This is a genomic window from Streptomyces sp. NPDC012935 (assembly GCF_042900345.1).
In the GTDB taxonomy this organism is placed as follows: Bacteria; Actinomycetota; Actinomycetes; order Streptomycetales; family Streptomycetaceae; genus Streptomyces.
In genome coordinates this window covers 22,833-40,332 of sequence record NZ_JBIBBC010000002.1, presented here as the reverse complement: position 1 = coordinate 40,332, position 17,500 = coordinate 22,833, and the positions used below count along the sequence as shown (strand labels likewise).

Annotated in this window: 11 protein-coding genes, 2 tRNA genes and 1 riboswitch; of the genes, 11 read left to right on the top strand and 2 right to left on the bottom strand. The window is 70.6% G+C overall.

Annotated features, from left to right (window positions below; translation table 11 throughout):
* Positions 1–44: 44 nt before the first annotated feature.
* The 7 genes from ACFY5C_RS05460 (at position 45) to ACFY5C_RS05430 (ending at position 11,928) form a co-directional block, all read left to right on the top strand.
* Entirely contained in the window at positions 45–3,149 is a 3,105-nt protein-coding gene (locus ACFY5C_RS05460) for an FG-GAP repeat domain-containing protein (RefSeq protein ID WP_389440785.1), read from the top strand.
* Between the two features lie 48 nt (positions 3,150–3,197).
* A complete protein-coding gene (locus tag ACFY5C_RS05455) occupies positions 3,198–4,748 on the top strand; it encodes an amino acid permease (RefSeq protein ID WP_389440782.1) in 1,551 nt (516 codons plus the stop codon).
* A 130-nt stretch (positions 4,749–4,878) separates the two neighbouring features.
* Positions 4,879–4,951: transfer RNA gene (locus ACFY5C_RS05450), tRNA-Lys, on the top strand.
* A 252-nt stretch (positions 4,952–5,203) separates the two neighbouring features.
* A complete protein-coding gene (locus ACFY5C_RS05445) occupies positions 5,204–5,572 on the top strand; it encodes a trypco2 family protein (RefSeq protein ID WP_389442155.1) in 369 nt (122 codons plus the stop codon).
* 21 nt (positions 5,573–5,593) lie between these two features.
* On the top strand, positions 5,594–6,661 hold the full coding sequence (locus ACFY5C_RS05440; protein WP_389440780.1) for a trypsin-like peptidase domain-containing protein: 1,068 nt from the start codon (positions 5,594–5,596) through the stop codon (positions 6,659–6,661).
* Positions 6,662–6,679: 18 nt separating this feature from the next.
* Complete coding sequence (locus tag ACFY5C_RS05435; RefSeq protein WP_389440778.1) at positions 6,680–8,278, top strand: hypothetical protein; 1,599 nt, start codon at positions 6,680–6,682, stop codon at positions 8,276–8,278.
* A gap of 368 nt (positions 8,279–8,646) precedes the next feature.
* Complete coding sequence (locus tag ACFY5C_RS05430) at positions 8,647–11,928, top strand: S8 family serine peptidase (RefSeq protein WP_389440775.1); 3,282 nt, start codon at positions 8,647–8,649, stop codon at positions 11,926–11,928.
* A 68-nt stretch (positions 11,929–11,996) separates the two neighbouring features.
* On the opposite strand, the gene ribA is transcribed toward ACFY5C_RS05430, so the two are convergent.
* Entirely contained in the window at positions 11,997–12,641 is a 645-nt protein-coding gene (gene ribA, locus ACFY5C_RS05425; RefSeq protein ID WP_389440773.1) for a GTP cyclohydrolase II, read from the bottom strand.
* A 116-nt stretch (positions 12,642–12,757) separates the two neighbouring features.
* On the bottom strand, positions 12,758–13,273 hold the full coding sequence (locus ACFY5C_RS05420; protein WP_389440770.1) for a MarR family winged helix-turn-helix transcriptional regulator: 516 nt from the start codon (positions 13,271–13,273) through the stop codon (positions 12,758–12,760).
* 87 nt (positions 13,274–13,360) lie between these two features.
* Between ACFY5C_RS05420 and ACFY5C_RS05415 the strand changes: the two genes are divergently transcribed.
* The 4 genes from ACFY5C_RS05415 to ACFY5C_RS05400 all read left to right on the top strand — a co-directional run bounded on the left by ACFY5C_RS05415 (position 13,361) and on the right by ACFY5C_RS05400 (position 17,300).
* Positions 13,361–14,494 (top strand): dihydrofolate reductase family protein, encoded by a 1,134-nt coding sequence (locus ACFY5C_RS05415; RefSeq protein ID WP_389440768.1) that lies wholly within the window; start codon positions 13,361–13,363, stop codon positions 14,492–14,494.
* A gap of 98 nt (positions 14,495–14,592) precedes the next feature.
* Positions 14,593–14,666 (top strand) — tRNA-Met (locus ACFY5C_RS05410).
* 124 nt (positions 14,667–14,790) lie between these two features.
* The gene (locus ACFY5C_RS05405) at positions 14,791–15,876 is read left to right on the top strand and encodes a PP2C family protein-serine/threonine phosphatase (RefSeq protein WP_389440766.1); all 1,086 of its coding nucleotides are present in this window, start codon (positions 14,791–14,793) and stop codon (positions 15,874–15,876) included.
* Between the two features lie 229 nt (positions 15,877–16,105).
* Positions 16,106–16,263, top strand: a riboswitch (cyclic di-AMP (ydaO/yuaA leader).
* A gap of 11 nt (positions 16,264–16,274) precedes the next feature.
* A complete protein-coding gene (locus ACFY5C_RS05400; protein ID WP_389440763.1) occupies positions 16,275–17,300 on the top strand; it encodes a M23 family metallopeptidase in 1,026 nt (341 codons plus the stop codon).
* Positions 17,301–17,500: the final 200 nt, after the last annotated feature.

Genomic DNA, 17,500 nt, shown 5'->3' with positions numbered 1-17,500 from the left:
AGAGTGCGCCGGGACCGTCTCGTGCTTCCCGGGGAGGGACCCTCTTGCCTCGTCATGGCTTCGTACGCCTTCGTCTCGTCGCGGCCTGTGCCGTTCTGGCCGCCGGCCTGAGCCCGGCGCTGCCGGCTGCCGCGGCCCCGGACGGGCCCACGGAGACGGTGGTGCCGGCGACGCTGCGCAGCACGTATCTTTCCGGCGCGATCTACGGCGGGTCGGGCCAGACCGGAAGCAACGGTGCCGGCGCGCAGGGGGTGTTCCACAGCCTGGAGGGCTCCGGGCTGGTGTGGACGCGTTATGCGGACGGCAGATCCGTGAAGGTGGTCCATCCGGCCGGGTACACCGGCGTCAGCACGGCCGGCGGTGACGTGCTCGCGTACCGCCACGCCGACGGCCGGGTCGACCTGTGGAACGCGGCCGACGGCACGACACGTACGGTGCGGACGCCGCAGGGGCTGACCTATCTCGCCGCCTATGACGACCTGGCGGTCGCCTACCGGGACCGGACCGACGAGGCCGGGACACGCGTGCGGGAGATGCACCTGCTGATCCCGGAGGCCGACGGCAGCACGCGCGACGTGCCGGTCACCGGGGTGTTGCCGGAGGGGTACTCCCTCGCGCAGCCGAAGGCCGCCGACGCCGACGGTCTGCTCTTCGTGGCGGGGCGTCCGGGCACCTCGGGCGCCTACGTATGGGTCTTGGTCGACAAGCGGACGGGACAGCTGCGGAGCGTGACCCCGCCGTTGCCCAAGCCCTATCTCAAGGCACAGGTCACCGCCGACCATGTGGTTCTGTTCAATCTCAACGACCCTGTCGTGAAGGTCTTCTCCCGCTCCGATCTGTCCGCGGCGCCGGTCGAGGTCACCTTGGAGGGCGCGGGCATCAACCCCGCGCAGGACCTCGCGGTCGTCGGTGACTGGTTGATCCACCGGCCCAGTGCGGGTTCAGCGGTGCGCGCGAAGCCCATCGCGGGCGGCTCCACGGTGACCCTGCTGCCCAGTTCGAACCCGAGCGTGGCCGGCGTCCCGGACGGCGCCGCCCTGGCCGTCGGCCTGACGGACTCGGCCGCCGGCGACTGGGGTGTCCAGCGCATCGAGCCGGGCCCGGACGGACGTCCGGTCGTCAGGCTGATCAAGGCCATGCCGAAGCCGCCGGCCGCGATCCAGGGCATCTCCCTCGAACAGGGCCGCCTGGTCGTCAGGGACACCGGCAGAGGCACGAGGCGCGACGACTACGTACGGACCGTCGCCGCCACCGGAACGCCCGAGTTCGGCGTGCGCTCCGACTTCACCCCATGGTCCTCCACGCAGATCGACGCCTGCCCGGCGACGGAAGTGGCCTGCTCGCAGATCTTCGGCACCGCCGACGGCCGGATCGCCTGGATGGACTTCGGCGGCGCCGAGTCGTATGCGCTCCATGTCAACGGCCCGAAGGACGGGAGCCTTTGGGAACGGGGCGTGCCCTTCGACGGGCGCATCCTCGATGTGTCGGGGCGGTACGTCCTGTACGCGGACCCGGGCACGCGGTTCGTCTACAGGATCGGCGAGCACGGTGACCCCGTCGCCCGGGTTTCGGGCGCGGCGGCCCTCGACGGCGATGTGCTGTGGACGGCGGGGACGACCCCGGGCAACGTATCGGCGTTGAACCTCTCGACCGGGAAGTCCACCACGGTCACCACCGACGCGGGCTGCAAGCCCCTCCAACTCCAGGCGCTCGGCCGTTATCTGTACTGGACCTGCGACGGCCGGGCCGGTGTCTACGACCGCACGGCGAAGCAGTCCGTGCCCGTCCCAGCGGACGAGGCGAGACTCGGCGACGGGTACGTGGTCACGCACGACAAGCGGACCGGGAAGCTCACGCTCACCACGGTCGCGGGCGGCACCCCGGCGAGCCGGGTCATCGGCGACCTGCCCGACACCGGCGACTCACAGCGCGAGGTGCGCTGGACGGTGGACAAGGCCGGTGCGAACGCGGCCTACGTCGACGACCAGCAGCGGGTGCACCTAGTACCGTCCGGGGTGCCCCAGCAGCCGCTGCGGCTGCTCGGGCCCGCTCAGAGCGCGGCGTCCGTCGAGGCGCACACGATCGACACCGTGCCGGACACGCTGACCACCCTCCTGCTGTCGAAGCCGTCCGCGAGCTGGCGGCTGACGGTACGCAGCAAGGCGACCGGCAAGGTCGTCGACACACAGAGCGGCGGAGCGGCGCGCGGTGAACTGAGCGTCGGGTGGGACGGCGACGACCCCGGGCGGACCGGCGACGCCTGGCTGCCGAACGGCTTCTACGACTGGACGCTCGCCGTCCCGCCGGCCGACGGCGTCGGTGCCCCGGTCGAAGTGCGCGGCACGGTCCGGCTGCTGCGGGGAGCTCCGGTGGGGCACGACCATGTGGGCCCCGAGGGAAGGCCGGACGGCTCCGGTGATCTCCTCACCCTCAACTCCTCGGGCGCGCTGACCTTCCAGCAGGGCACCGGCAAGGGCAGCTTCTCCGGGAAGGTCTCGGGGAGCGGCTGGTCGACGAAGGCGGTCGCGGTGCCGTTCGGGGATCTGAACGGCGACCGCTGCAATGACGTGCTGGTGCGGATGAGTGACGGCTCGCTGCGCGGCTACAAGCCCGGCTGCGGCAAGGCGCTCACCCCGGCGACGGCGTACACGAAGCTGGGCACGGGCTGGAACGCGTACAACGTGCTCACCTCGCCCGGCGACCTGACCGGCGACAAGCGGGCCGATCTGCTGGCGCGGAAGGCGTCGACGGGGGACGTGTATCTGTTCGCGGCGAAGAGCGACGGGACGCTCGCGGCAGGGAAGAAGATCCGCTCTGCGTGGACCGGTTACACGACGATCCTGGGCGCCGGGGACCTCAACGGCGACGGGCACGGGGACGTCCTCGCCCGCGACAGGGCCGGGACGCTGTGGCGCTACAACGGTGTGGGTAACGGGCTGTTGAAGGACCGGGTGAAGGTCTTCGCGAACTGGGGCACGGGCTACAACGCCGTCGTCGGTCCCGGGGACATCACCGGCGACGGGAAGGCCGACCTCGTCTCGCGGGACGGCAGCGGCAATGTCTGGCGCAACAACGGTGACGGCAAGGGGTCGTTCGGCGCGCGGGTGAAGATCGCGAGTGGCTGGCAGGGCTACAAGGGCATCTTCTAGCCAAGATGTGACGTGTGTCATGCCCCCGGCGAGGGAATCGCTGGGGACATGACAGATGACGCCATAGCGAGTGGGCGGTCCTCCGGGAAGGTCTCGGACGAAGAGCGGCTGGCCCAGCTCGGCTACACGCAGGTTCTCGCCCGCCGCATGTCGGCGTTCTCCAACTACGCCGTCTCCTTCACGATCATCTCGGTCCTGTCGGGCTGCCTGACGCTGTACCTGTTCGGCATGAACACGGGCGGCCCGGCGGTGATCACCTGGGGCTGGGTGGCCGTAGGCCTGATGACCCTCTTCGTCGGCCTCGCCATGGCCGAGATCTGTTCGGCGTACCCGACATCCGCCGGCCTGTACTTCTGGGCGCACCGGCTCGCGCCGCCGCGTACGGCCGCTGCCTGGGCGTGGTTCACGGGCTGGTTCAACGTGCTGGGCCAGGTGGCGGTGACCGCCGGGATCGACTTCGGGGCGGCGTCGTTCCTGGGCGCGTACCTGAACCTGCAGTTCGGCTTCGAGGTGACGCCGGGCCGCACGATCCTGCTCTTCGCGGGCATCCTCGTCCTGCACGGCCTCCTCAACACCTTCGGCGTGCGCATCGTCGCGCTGCTCAACAGCATCAGCGTCTGGTGGCACGTGCTGGGTGTCGCGGTGATCGTCGGCGCGCTGACCTTCGTACCGGACGAGCACCGGTCGGCGTCCTTCGTGTTCGGCGAGTTCGTGAACAACACCGGCTGGGGCAGCGGGGTGTACGTCGTCCTGCTGGGCCTGCTGATGGCGCAGTACACCTTCACCGGGTACGACGCCTCGGCGCACATGACGGAGGAGACGCACGACGCGTCGACGGCCGGCCCGAAGGGGATCGTGCAGTCGATCTGGACGTCGTGGATCGCGGGTTTCGTTCTCCTGCTGGGCTTCACTTTCGCGATCCAGTCGTACGAGGGCGCCCTCACGTCCCCGACGGGCGCGCCGCCCGCGCAGATCCTGCTCGACGCGCTGGGCGCGACGGCGGGCAAGCTGCTCCTGCTGGTCGTCATCGGGGCGCAGTTGTTCTGCGGGATGGCGTCCGTGACGGCCAACAGCCGTATGATCTATGCCTTTTCGCGCGACGGCGCCCTGCCCTTCGCGCACGTGTGGCACACGGTCAGCCCGCGCACGCGGACGCCGGTGGCGGCGGTGTGGCTGGCCGCGGGCGGGGCGCTGGTGCTCGGGCTGCCCTATCTGATCAACGTCACGGCGTACGCGGCGGTGACCTCGATCGCGGTGATCGGCCTCTACATCGCCTACGTCATCCCGACGCTGCTGCGGCTGCGCAAGGGGGAGGCGTTCGAGCGCGGGCCGTGGCACCTGGGGCGCTGGTCGGGGGCCGTGGGGGTGGTGGCGGTGGCGTGGGTCGCCGTGATCACGGTGCTGTTCATGCTGCCGCAGGTGTCCCCGGTGACCTGGGAGACCTTCAACTACGCCCCTGTCGCCGTCCTGGTCGTCCTCGGCTTCGCCGCGACCTGGTGGCTGGCGTCGGCCCGGCACTGGTTCCTCAACCCCGACCATGAGCGCACGATTGCCCGGGACGCGGCACGTGCGGGGGCGCCCGAACCGGTGGATCCGTAGCGCTCGGGCGCGCGCGGGCCGGTCGAGAGCTCCTTCCGCGGCCCTCCGCCATCGCTGACGTGGCCGTGACCCCGATACCCGATCGGATCCACGGCCACGTGCGGCTATGCTCGGGGTGGCAACATCGCCAGGGCCCTTAGCTCAATTGGCAGAGCAGTGGACTTTTAATCCATTGGTTGTGGGTTCGAGTCCCACAGGGCCTACCGGCGGTAGGCGGGGGTGTGGCCCCTGACCTGCTACGCAGCGCTCGGGTCGGCTTCGGTCGGCTCGGGCGCTGACTCGTTCTCGGGCGGACGGCTTGGCAGCTGCCGGACGTGACCGAAGGATCAGCGGCGCCGTAGCCCGTCTCCTGGCAGCCTCAGCGCTTTCCGTTTTTTCGCGGGTCGCTCCACCCGCCTGGGAATAATCGTTCCGTACGGCTGACAAGCGTGGCCGCTTCGGGGCCGCCGCCTGCCATGGTGGCCACCCGTCACTCGACGGAAGTCTTCTGTGGATTCGGAACAGGGATACGGGGGATCACCGTGGGGAACCTCGGGCTCGCTGAGACTATCGCCGCCTTGCGGGAGGAGCTGGCCGAAGCCGTCGCCGCGGGCTCGGACGCGGACTTCCGCTTCAGCGTGGGCCAGGTGCAACTGGAGCTCAGCCTGGGCGTGACACGCCAGGCGGCGGGCTCAGGAAGGGCCAAGTTCTGGGTGCTGGAACTGGGGGGTGACGGCCAGTACCGCAGGGAGGAGATCCAGCGAGTCCTGGTCACGCTGGAGGCGCCGACGGATCGTACGGGACGCCCCGTCACCGTCACGCGCGACTCGCTCGCCAAGCCGTAACCCGGTCACTCGGACGACATTGTGATCGCGCCCACCGAGCGCGCGGTGGAAGTGCTCCGCCGACGTCCCCACGGCACATGGAGCGTCGGCTCGGGCTGTTTGGTGAGTGGCAGGCTGGTCCTCACAGCGGCGCACAACGTCCTCACCGACGGCCACGCCGACGATCAGGTCTGTGTACGGCGCGGGGACCGAACCGAACTGGCAGCGGAGGTCCTTGCCGCGGACGCCGCCCGGGACCTCGCCGTGCTGCGTGTCGCAGCCCACCCGTCGCTGGGAGATGTGCCGGCCGTGCGCTACGCCCGGATCGACCGCAGGCAGACCAGGCTGGTCAAAGACTGCTGGGCCATCGGCTACCCGGGCTGGAACGAACACCCACGGGAACACACCGACATCCCTCTCCGGGACAGCACACAGGTGCACGGTGTCATCCCGCCGGGTTCCAACCTGCTGCGTGGTTTGCTGGAGTTCCGTACGACCTCGACACCGCAAGCGCTGGCCGGCGCCGGCCGCTCACAGTGGAGTGGCATGTCCGGGGCAGTCGTATTCAGCGACGACGCCCAACTGGGGGCGGTGGCCCTGGGCGTTGTCACTGAGCATCATCTCCCTCACGGGCCGTCCACGCTGACTGTGGCACCTCTGACCGGACTGACGGTGCTGGGGGAAGGCGAGCCGTGGTGGTGGGACCTCGATGCGGGTAGCTGGGTCGACCTGCCCCGTCCCGGTGGTGCCGTCCAGGGACGGACCACCCTGCACATGGATCTGCGCCGGGCCGCTGCGGACTTCACCGACCGGGAGCGGGCGATCGCGAGGGCGACCGCCCTGCTCACCGACAGACTGGCGGACACCGCCCCGGTGCTGGTGCTGCATGGCATGGCAGGGGTCGGCAAGACGGAGTTGGCCACGCAGATCGCCCACCGCCTGGCGCCCACCTTTTGGCACGCCTGCATCCAGATCGACCTCGGCGGCGAGGGCCTTGAAGTGTCCACAGACGCCGCGGTGATCCAGATCCTCGAGGCGTTCGGGCTGACCGGCGACACGCTCCCGTCCGACGCACGGTCGCGACGGAACGAGCTGCAGAACCGCCTGTGAGCAGGTCCCAGCCTGCTCGTGCTGGACAACGTGGCCGACGTGAGCCGGGTTGTTCCGCTGCTGCCCTCGGCGCCGGGCAGCGCCGCCCTTCTCACCAGCCGCTCAGCGCTGCCCTCCGTCAGGGGCGCGGACCGTGTGGAGGTCGAGCCGCTGCCCACAGCGGAGGCCATGCGGCTCTTCGAGCGCATCGTCGGTCGCGAGCGGGTTGCCCGTGAGCCAAGCGCCGCGGACGCCATCATCAGCCTTCTGGGAGGTCTGCCCCTGGCCATCTGCATCACCGGCGCGAATCTCAGCGCTCCCTCCCTGCGCAGTCGGCCGCTGGACGCTCATGCCAGGTTGCTGGCCGACGAGCGGCGACGCCTCTCACGGCTGGAGGGCCAACTGGACGGCGAGGACATCGGAGTACGGAGCAGCTTCGAGACCAGTTACCGGGTGCTGCCGCAGGACGCCCGACGTCTGTTCCGGTACCTCGGCCTGATCGCCGGAGCCGACTTCGTGCCCGAACTGGCCGCACGCTGTGCGGGCATCGGGCGCGAGGAGGCTGAGCGGTCACTCGGCGAACTCGCCGACCGGCAACTGGTCGAGGTCGGCGGCGCCGCAGGTGAGCGTTTCCGGCTCCACGATCTGCTGCGCCTGTACGCCAGGGACCATGCCGAGCACACCGAGACGGAAGCCCAGCGGCGCGAGGCCGCCCGGCGCTCACTGGACTGGTACGCGACGCGACTGGAGGACTGGTTGGGCCGTCGGGGCGTTCACGAGTTGCCGCCCGCCGACGCGATCGAGTGGTTCGCGGAGGAACACCTCAACCTCCAGGCCAATGTCCGCGCCGCGTACGAGAGCCAGGAGTGGGACCTGCTGCTGCGTATTGCGGGCTCGCTGTACGAGTTCCTCTTCTACCGCAGTCACTGGGAGGAGATGGAGGCGGTCAAGGCCATGGCCGTGAAGGCGGCCCGCATCCGGCACGACGATTCGGCGGAGCTGAGTTCGCTCATCCATCTCGCCGAGGCACGGCGGATCCTGGGACACCGGGAGGAGACGACCGGGCTGTACGAGCGGGCGCTGGAGATCGCCCGCGGGCGGGGTGACAAGGACAAGGAAGGCTGGATCCTGACGCACTTCGGCGACCTTCAGTGTGACCTGCGGCGTCCGGGTGAGGGGCTGCGCCGGTACGCCGAGGCGCAAGCCATCTACCGTCAGCGGGACGACAAGGGCGCCGAAATATGGCTCTCGGCCCACATGGCCGACGCCTACCAGCAGTTGGACCGGCCGGAGGATGCGGTGCGCGTGCTGGCCGAGGCGCTGGAGGAGGGCCGACGCCGTGGTGACCCCGCCGAGATCACGTGGTGCCAGTGGCATTGCGCCCTGGCGTACGACCAGATGGGCCGGTATGCCGACGCCGAGGAGATACTCGCGCCGGCCGTCGAGTTTCACCGGACGCGGGGCGATCAGGCGGGGCTGGCGACCATGCTGAAGATCCGTGGAGACATCCACCTGCACGCCGGCCGACCTGCCCTCGCCCGCGAGGCGTACGGCGAGGCTTTGGAGCTGGTCCGTGCCATCGAGGCACACAGCCGTGTGGCCGAACTGCAGGCGGCCCTGGAGCAAGCCTCCGAATGAGCTCTCCCGCTCCGCCGCCGGTGGAAACGGCCCGAACAACGGTGCCTTGTGCCCCCTGACGGCGTCCGCCTCATCGGCCAGGCTCTTGCGCCTCGCAAACCCCCGGTGTCACGCCGGCCCCCCACCCCTCACAGGTGTCACGCCGGCCCCCACCCCCTCACAGGAATGTCACAGCCTGCTCCCATACGTCCGCCATGGCGCGTGGCGGGTTTGTGCCAGGCGAAGATCTCCCCGCCCTGAACTATCAACAGAAATCGGTCCCTTGAGGAAGGCTGGGCGATCATCCGGGATCACATTCCGGACCGCGGCGGTCGAAGGTGCTCGATCCGGCCGCCGGCGTCTATGTTCCTTCAGCACCAGGGATCACCATGCCCCCCACCCCCCACACGGCCCCGATATCGGGCGGTGCGAAACGCGCCGCCCGAATCGCCGTGGCCGCAGGCCTCGTCGCCGCGCTCTGCGCGGCCGGCCCCATACCCCTCGCCCTCGCCGCGGACGGCTCCACCGCCACCGCGGCCGACCCCGGCGTCAAGTCCGCCCACGACAAGCTGGGTGCGGACGACGCAGACCTCCTCGCCGAGGCCAAGGCACAGCGCGACAAGACGGTCACGATGATGATCGCCACCGCGCCCGGGCAGACCGAGAAGGTCGCCGCGCAGCTGGACGCGGTCAAGGGCGGCTCCGTGGGCCGCACCTACGACAAGCTCGGCTATGTACGGGCCACCGTGCCGACAGGCAGGGCCGACTCGGCCATCTCGGCGGCCGCGCAGCTCTCCTCCGTGCAGGCCATCGACCTGCGGGACGAGATACCCCTCGAGGAGCCGGGCCTCGACAGCGGCGCCAAGTCGACCGCTTCCGCGGCCACTTACCCCGGCCCCGACAGGAACACCCCCGCGAAGAACCCGTACAACCCGTCCTTCGAGACGGGCGCCGTCGACTTCGTGAAGAAGAACCCGAAGGCGGACGGCCGCGGCGTCACCATCGGCGTCCTGGACACCGGCGTCGACCTCGCGAGCCCCGCGCTGCAGAAGACGACGACCGGTGAGCGCAAGATCGTCGACTGGGTGACCGCCACCGACCCGATCGCCGACGGCGACGGCACCTGGCGGGCGATGACCACCTCCGTCTCCGGGCCGTCCTTCACCTTCGGGGGCAAGAGCTGGACGGCGCCCGAGGGGGCGTACCAGGTCAGCACCTTCCGCGAGGACGTCACCGAGCAGGGCAAGGCCGCGGACGGTGACGCCGACGGTGACGTCAACCGCGACGGCGACACGACCGACGACTGGGGCGTCCTGTACGACGCCAAGGCCGGCAAGGTCACCGTCGACGTGAACGACAACGGCGACTTCACCGACGACACCCCGATGAAGCCGTACAAGGACGGCCACCAGGTCGGCCACTTCGGCACCGACGACCCGGCCACCGGCATCGCCGAGAGCCAGGACTTCGTCGTGGAGGTCCGCAAGGACGTGCCGATGGACCCGCTGGGCGGCGACTGGGCCGGCAAGAAGGCCGACTTCGTCAACATCGGCCTCACCGCAGGCGCGCACGGCAGCCACGTGGCCGGCATCACCGCCGCCAACGGCATGCTCGGCGGCAGGATGGACGGACAGGCCCCGGGCGCCAAGATCGTCTCCAGCCGGGCCTGCGTCTTCGGCCCCGGCTGCTCCAGCGTCGCGCTCACCGAGGGCATGATCGACCTCGTCGCCAACCGTGGCGTCGACGTCGTCAACATGTCCATCGGCGGCCTGCCCCCGCTGAACGACGGCAACAACGCGCGTGCGGAGCTCTACACGCGGCTCATCGACACCTACGGCGTCCAGCTCGTCCTGTCCGCGGGCAACTCCGGCCCCGGCGCCAACACCATCGGCGACCCGGGCCTCGCCGACAAGGTCGTCTCGGTCGGCGCGGGCGTCTCCAAGGAGACCTTCGCCGCCAACTACGGCACCGGCGTGCGCACCAAGTACCAGCTGTTCAACTTCTCCTCGCGCGGCCCGCGTGAGGACGGCGGCTTCACCCCGACCGTCGTGGCCCCCGGCGCCGCGGTGAGCACCATCCCGGCCTGGATGCCCGGCGCGCCCATCGCCGAGGCGGGCTGGAAGCTCCCGGCCGGCTACGCCATGTACAACGGCACCTCGATGGCGTCCCCGCAGGCCGCGGGCGCCTCCGCGCTGCTGCTGTCCGCCGCGAAGCAGAAGGGCGTCAAGCTGACGCCCGAGAAGCTTCGCACCGCCCTGACCTCGACCGCCCACCACATCGAGGGACTCCAGGCATACGAGGAGGGCGCCGGCCGCATCGACGTCGCCGACGCCTGGAAGGCGGTCAGGGCGGGCGCCACCGCCCACGACTACGCGGTGAAGGCCCCGGTCGACACCGCGCTGGACCAGGCGCTGAAGACGCCGGGCTCCGGCACGGGTCTGTACGACCGCGAGGGCGGCCTGAAGGCCGGCAAGAAGAAGACGTACGACGTCACGATCACCCGTACGTCCGGCCCCGCCGGCTCCCTCCCGCACACCCTGCGCCTGGCCAACAACAAGGCCCGCACCTTCTCGATCCTCGGCCCGAAGGTCGTCGACCTGCCGCTGAACAAGCCGGTGACGGTCAAGGTGCAGGCCGCGCCGAAGCAGGCGGGCATCAAGAGCGCGATCCTGGAGGCCGACGACCCGAGGACGGTCGGCGTCGACAAGCAGATCCTCACCACCGTGGTCGTCTCCACACCGGCCAAGTACACCTTCACCGCCTCGGGTTCGGTGCAGCGCAACAACTTCAGGTCGTACTTCGTGACCGTCCCGGAGGGCACGAAGGCGCTGGAGATCACGCTCGGCGGGCTGAAGCAGGGCAGCCGGACGTTCTTCACCGCCATCAACCCCTACGGCGTCCCCGCCGCGGACAACAGCCCGGACACCAAGGACCTCCCCGAGTCCGCCGAGCCGGTGCCCGGCGTCTGGGAGATCGTGGTCGACTCGCGCCGTACGTCGGCGCTCCTGGACAACCCGTTCAAGCTGAACGCCACCGTGTACGGCGCCTCCTTCGACCCGGAGTCCGTGACCGTGCCGGAGGCCGAGGTCGGTACCCCGGTCGCCGCCTCCTGGACGGTGACCAACAAGCTGGAGGCCGTCGAGGGCAACCTCAAGGGCGGCGCGCTCGGCTCGTCGAAGACCGCGCGGCCGACCATCAAGGGCGGTGAGACGCACACCAGCACCATCGAGGTGCCCGAGGGCACGACCTCGCTGGACGTCTCCATCGGCAAGGTCTCCGACCTGGGCGCCGACCTCGACCTGTCGGTGTACGACGCCCAGGGCAAGCTCGTCGGCCAGTCCGCGGACGGCGACGCCGAGGAGTCCGTCTCCGTCGCCGACCCGGCCGCCGGCAAGTACACCGTCGAGGTGGCCGGCTTCGAGGTGCCGTCCGGCTCGACCGCGTACGACTACCGGGACGCGTACTTCTCCTCCGCGCTCGGCTCGGTCACCGTCGACGAGTCGGCGCCGGTGAAGCTCGGTACGGGTGACTCGGCGAAGGCGGCGGCGAACGTCACCGTCGCACGGGCCGTGCCCGAGGGCCGTCAGCTCTTCGGTGAGGTACGGCTGGTGAACACGCGCGGGACGACCGCGGGTGTCGGCGGGGTGACGATCGAGAAGGTCACGCCGTAGTCGTCGGCATCACGACTGAGGGGCGGGCGTCCGGTGCCGGGCGCCCGCCCCTTCCTGTCGCCGTTCGCTCAGCCCGCGGTGAGCTTCGCGAGGTCGCCCAGCGGGAGCGTGTGCTGGGTCTGCAGGACCTTCGCGCGCAGGTAGCGGACGTTGTCCGCAGTGGCGAAGACGCCGGTCGGGACGCGGCCCTCGACCTTGATGCCGAGGGCGCGCAACTGGTCTGCCTTGTCGGGGTTGTTGGAGAGCAGGTCCAGTTCGCCGATGCCGAGGGCGGTGAGCATCTGGGCGGCCGCCGTGTAGTCGCGGGCGTCCTCCGGGAGGCCGAGCGCGGCGTTCGCGGCGTAGGTGTCGAGGCCCTGGTCCTGGAGGGCGTACGCGTCGAGCTTGTTGTAGAGGCCGATGCCGCGGCCCTCCTGGCGCAGGTACAGCAGCACGCCGCCGCGCTCGGCGATGCGCTCGACGGCCTCGCGCAGCTGGGGGCCGCAGTCGCAGCGGGCCGAGCCGAAGACGTCGCCGGTCAGGCACTCGGAGTGCAGACGGACCAGCGGGGTGGTGCCGGGGGCCGGGTCGCCGAGGACGACGGCGACGTGTTCCAGGCCGTCGGCCAGGCCGTGGAAGGTGACGAGTTCGGCGTCGACGCCGTAGCCGTCCTGGAAGCGCAGCGGAACCCGGACGCGGGCGCGCTGGGTGGCGGCGGCGGTGAAGTCGGGCATGCGGGTTCTCCGGGTTCCGTGCGCGGGCCATCTGCTTCAGATTTGAAGCAGCTCCTCGGTACAGGACCCTATCCCATGCTTTAAATTTGAAGCACTGACTTTCCCTGTGGCGTGCGTCACGAACAGGACTTGCCGGAACGCCGCCGCCAGGGCACGTCGTCCGCGGTGGCGTGCGCGGCGTCGCCCTGGAAGCCCCCGGCGACCGCCGTGAAGATCTCCTCCAGCTGTCCGACCTGCTCCGGGGTCAGCCGGTCGAAGAGCAGCGCCCGCACGGTCTCCACGTGGCCCGGTGCCGCGCGCTCCAGGACGCGCATCCCTTCCTCGGTGAGCGCCGCGATGCTGCCGCGCTTGTCCGAGCGGCAGTCCTCGCGCCGCACCAGCCCGTCCTTCTCCAGGCGCGTCACGGCGTACGTCAGCCGGCTGCGGGTGATCTTCAGGCCCTCCGCCAGGTCGGTCATGCGCAGCCGGCGCTCCGGAGCCTCGGACAAGGTGGCGAGGATGGAGTAATACAGATGGGGCATGCCGGCTTCCTGCTGGAGCTGCCGGTCCAGCGCGTCCTCCACGAGGGCGGCGGAGGCGATGTAGGCGCGCCAGGCGCGCTGCTCCTCGGGGGTGAGCCAGCGAGTCGTCATGCGACCAGTGTAGGTTTGTTTCAAACTTGAACCAAGCCGGGATTCCAGACCAGGGCCGAGACACCACCCGAACCGGAGAGCGTGCCGATGCCGTCGTACCCCTATGTCCTGCTGTCCGCCGCGGTTTCGCTGGACGGCTACCTCGACGACACCACCCCCGAGCGCCTGCTGCTCTCCAGCCCGGCCGACTTCGACCGGGTCGACGAGGTACGGGCGGGCGTGGACGCGATCCTGATCGGCGCCGGCACGATCCGGGCGGACAACCCGCGGCTGCTGGTGAACTCGGCCGAGCGGCGTGCCGCGCGGGTGGCGGCGGGAAAGCCGGAGTATCCGCTCAAGGTCACGGTCAGCGCGTCCGGCGAGCTGGATCCGACGGCGAACTTCTGGCACACCGGCGGCGAGAAGGTCGTCTATACGACGGAGAAGGGCGCGGAGCGCCTGCGCCGGGCGCCCCTCGCGGCGGACGTGGTCGCGCTGGGCGCCGAGCTGGACTGGCGGGACCTGCTGCGGCACCTGCGCGAGGTGCGCGGCGTCGAGCGGCTGATGGTCGAGGGGGGCGGCACGATCCACACCCAGCTCCTTCAGCAGGGACTGGCGGACGAGGTACAGCTGGTGCTGGCGCCCCTGTTCGTGGGGGACCCGGACGCGCCGCGGCTGTTCGGGCCGGGCGGGTATCAGGGCGGTCGGCTGCGGCTGGTCGAGACGCGGCGGATCGAGGACGTCGTGCTGATGCGCTACGAGCCGACGGCGCCCGGTGCGGGTGCCCTGCCGTCCGCCGCGGACCGGCGGTGGCTGGCGGTGGCCTGCGATCTGGCGGCCCAGTGCCCGCCGTCCGGGACGGCCTTCAGCGTCGGGGCGGTCGTGGTGGCGGCCGACGGGACGGAGCTGGCGCGCGGGCACTCGCGGGAGGGCGGTGATCCCGTGGTGCATGCGGAGGAGGCTGCGCTGGCGAAGATCGCGGCCGGGGATCCCCGAGTGACCTCCGCCACGGTGTACACGAGTCTGGAGCCCTGTACGCGCCGGGCGTCCCGTCCGGTGCCCTGCGCGCGGTTGATCCTCGATGCGGGGGTGCGGCGCGTGGTGACGGCTTGGCGGGAGCCGGACACGTTTGTGGCCGGGGCCGACGGGAGCGGGCTGCTGGCGGGGGAGGGGGTGGATGTCGTGGTCCTGCCGGAATACGAGGGGCGGGCCAAGGCTCCGAATGGGCATCTGCTGCCCTGACCGTCCCGCCCGACGGGGGCGCAAAACACTGGTCAGGGCGGGGCCGGGGAAACGCGTGTGCATCTTGTCCTGCGGATGGCGTACTATTGAGTCATCGCCGCGGGGTGGAGCAGCTCGGTAGCTCGCTGGGCTCATAACCCAGAGGTCGCAGGTTCAAATCCTGTCCCCGCTACTGATGACTCAGGGCCGGAACTGATCAGTTCCGGCCCTGAGTGTTTTCCGCCCGACTGCGCCGCAGCTCGTCCGGTCGGCCCTCACCACTCGCCCCGCACTCCCGCGTCGGCAACCCTGGTGAGGTGGAGCAACGGCGGATCTCGTACGCACGCCGGTTCGTCCGGCTGCTCCCCGCCCTGCTGATCGCGGCCGGCGGCGTGTACGACTCCGTCACACCCACGGACTTCACCGGCGCCCCCTTCTTCACCGCGGCACCCCTGATCGCCGCCCCGCTCTACTCGCAACGCGGCACCGTCCTCACGGGCGTCGTGGCCGTCGCAGCACTCCTCGTGCTGCGCATCCTGCGCGGCGGCCTTCCCAGCGCCGAGGTGATCACGGAGCTGGCCACCGTGGTGACCGTCTCCGTCCTCGCCGTCCTCATCAACGTCCTCGTCCGCCGCAGCGACGAACGCCTCGCCTCCGCCCGCGAGATCGCCGAGGCCGCGCAGCGCGCCGTACTGCCCGAGCCCGCCGAGCGGATCGGCGGCTTCCAGATCGCGGCACGGTACGAGGCGGCGCAGGAGGGCGCCTCCATCGGCGGCGACCTGTATGCCGTGCAGGACAGCCCGCACGGTCTCCGGGTCGTCGTGGGGGACGTGCGCGGCAAGGGCATCGGGGCGGTGGGCGCGGTAGCCGTGGTCATCGGGGCCTTCCGGGAGGCCGCCGAGCAGGAGAGCACGCTGGAGGCGGTCGCACAGCGCCTGGAGCGGGCGCTGCTGCGCGAGCGTGACCGGCGCGAGTGGGCCGAGTCGGCCGAGAGGTTCACCACTGTCGTACTTGCCGAGCTGCCGCACGCCAGGGGGGTCGTGCGCCTCGTCAACCGCGGGCATCCATCACCCCTGTTGCTGTACGCCGACGGCACCGTGCGCTCGCTGCCCGCCGCCGAGCCGGCGCTGCCACTGGGCATGCGGGAGCTGGGCGTCTGGCCCGACCGGGCTCAGGAGGTCGACTGTCCGAGCGGGGCCACGCTGCTCCTGTACACCGATGGCCTGTCCGAGGCGCGGGACGGCAGCGGCCTCTTCTACGACCCCGAGGCGGGCCTCGCGGGGCGCGCCAACGCCCGCCGCGAGCCGGTCGCGCTCCTCGGCGTACTCGCGGCGGAGGCGCGGCGGCACTCCGGCGGCGGGATGGCGGACGACATGGCCCTCATCGCCGTACGACGGCCGTGATGTCACGGGGCGTGACCGGGCGACCCCCCTCCGCATAACAACTGACGCACCGTCAACACTCATGTGGTGCCTGAGGTCTGGCCAACTCGCCCGATTTGGGCCGCTCATGACCCGTAAGTCCAGCCGAAAATCGTTAATGATCAAGTGGAACAGCTTGGAATCCGCACCCCGCGTCTATTAACGTTCGATAACGCAGCGCGGTCGTCCCAGCCGTCACAAGAGGCGGCTCCGTGCGCACGCGCCGAATCTCGAAAGGGAACCGGGGAACCACCACCTTGGGGTGAATCGCGCAAATACCACCGTGAACTCACGGGCGGTATACGCGCGTAGGAGACCTTCCTGCTCCGAACCCGTCAGCTAACCCGGTAGGCGAGAAGGAAGGAAAGGAGTACGCCCACGTGGCGTCCAACCGGCCTGCCCAGCAAGCCCCGTTCGTGCCGAGTCAGCGCAGCACCGACACCTTCGGCTACGACCGCGACCGCACCGACGAGGGCCCGTTCGAGGAGTGGAACCCCACCGCGGAGTCCCTTCGTCCCGTACGTGGCAGGCATCGCGTCTCCAAGCAGCGCGGCGGGGGACTCGCCCGCAGCTCCACGGTTCTCGGCGTCGGTGTCATAGCCGCCGTCGGCGCGGGCGGCATGGCCAGCGCGAACAGCGGCAAGCCGCCGGTCGCCATCACCATGCCGGACCTGCCCCTGATCTCGGACGACTCCTCCGAGCCCGCCGAGGACGCGGCCACCGCGCTCAGCACCATGGGCGAGACCTACGAGGAGACCGCGCAGGGCGGTTCCGACGCCGGTGAGGCGCTGCGGAGCCGGATCATCGCGCAGGCCGAGTACCAGCAGGACCAGATCGACAGCAAGGCCGCCGCAGCCGCGGTCGCCGCCGCCGAGAAGGAGGCCGCCGACGCGGCCGCCAAGGCGGAGCAGGAAGCCAAGGCCAAGGCCGCCGCCGCGAAGGCCGAGGCCGAGGAGGAGGCCCGCAAGAAGGCCGAGGCCGAGCGCCTCGCCGAGCTGGCCAAGCAGTACACGCTGCCGACCTCCTCGTACACCCTCACCTCGACCTTCGGACAGGCCGGCGCCTACTGGTCCTCCGGCTACCACACGGGCCTCGACTTCGCCGCTCCCTCGGGCACACTGATCAAGGCCGTGCACAGCGGCACGATCACGTTCGCCGGCTGGGACGGCTCGTACGGCTACAAGACCGAGCTCACCCTCGACGACGGCACCGAGGTCTGGTTCGCGCACCAGTCCTCGATCAGCGTCAGCGTGGGCCAGAAGGTCAACACCGGCGACGTCATCGGCCGCGTGGGAGCCACGGGCAACGTGACCGGTGCCCACCTCCACCTCGAGGTGCACCCCGGCGGCAGCTCGAGCGGCATCGACCCGCTCGCGTGGCTGCGCGGCAAGGGGCTCACGCCCTGAGGCGTTACGTCCTCTGCCTCTGCTAGTTCCCTGCCGAAGCCCGTCCACACCTCTTCCCCGGCGATCCTGTCCTGATCCCCGGCAGTCCTGACGGCGTCCCCCCGACGTCAGGGCTGCCGGTTCGGAGCGCCGGGGTCCGCTTGTTTACGGGAACTTTGCGCCTCTCCCGGAAGATCGGCCTCAGCCACGGACGTTGATGT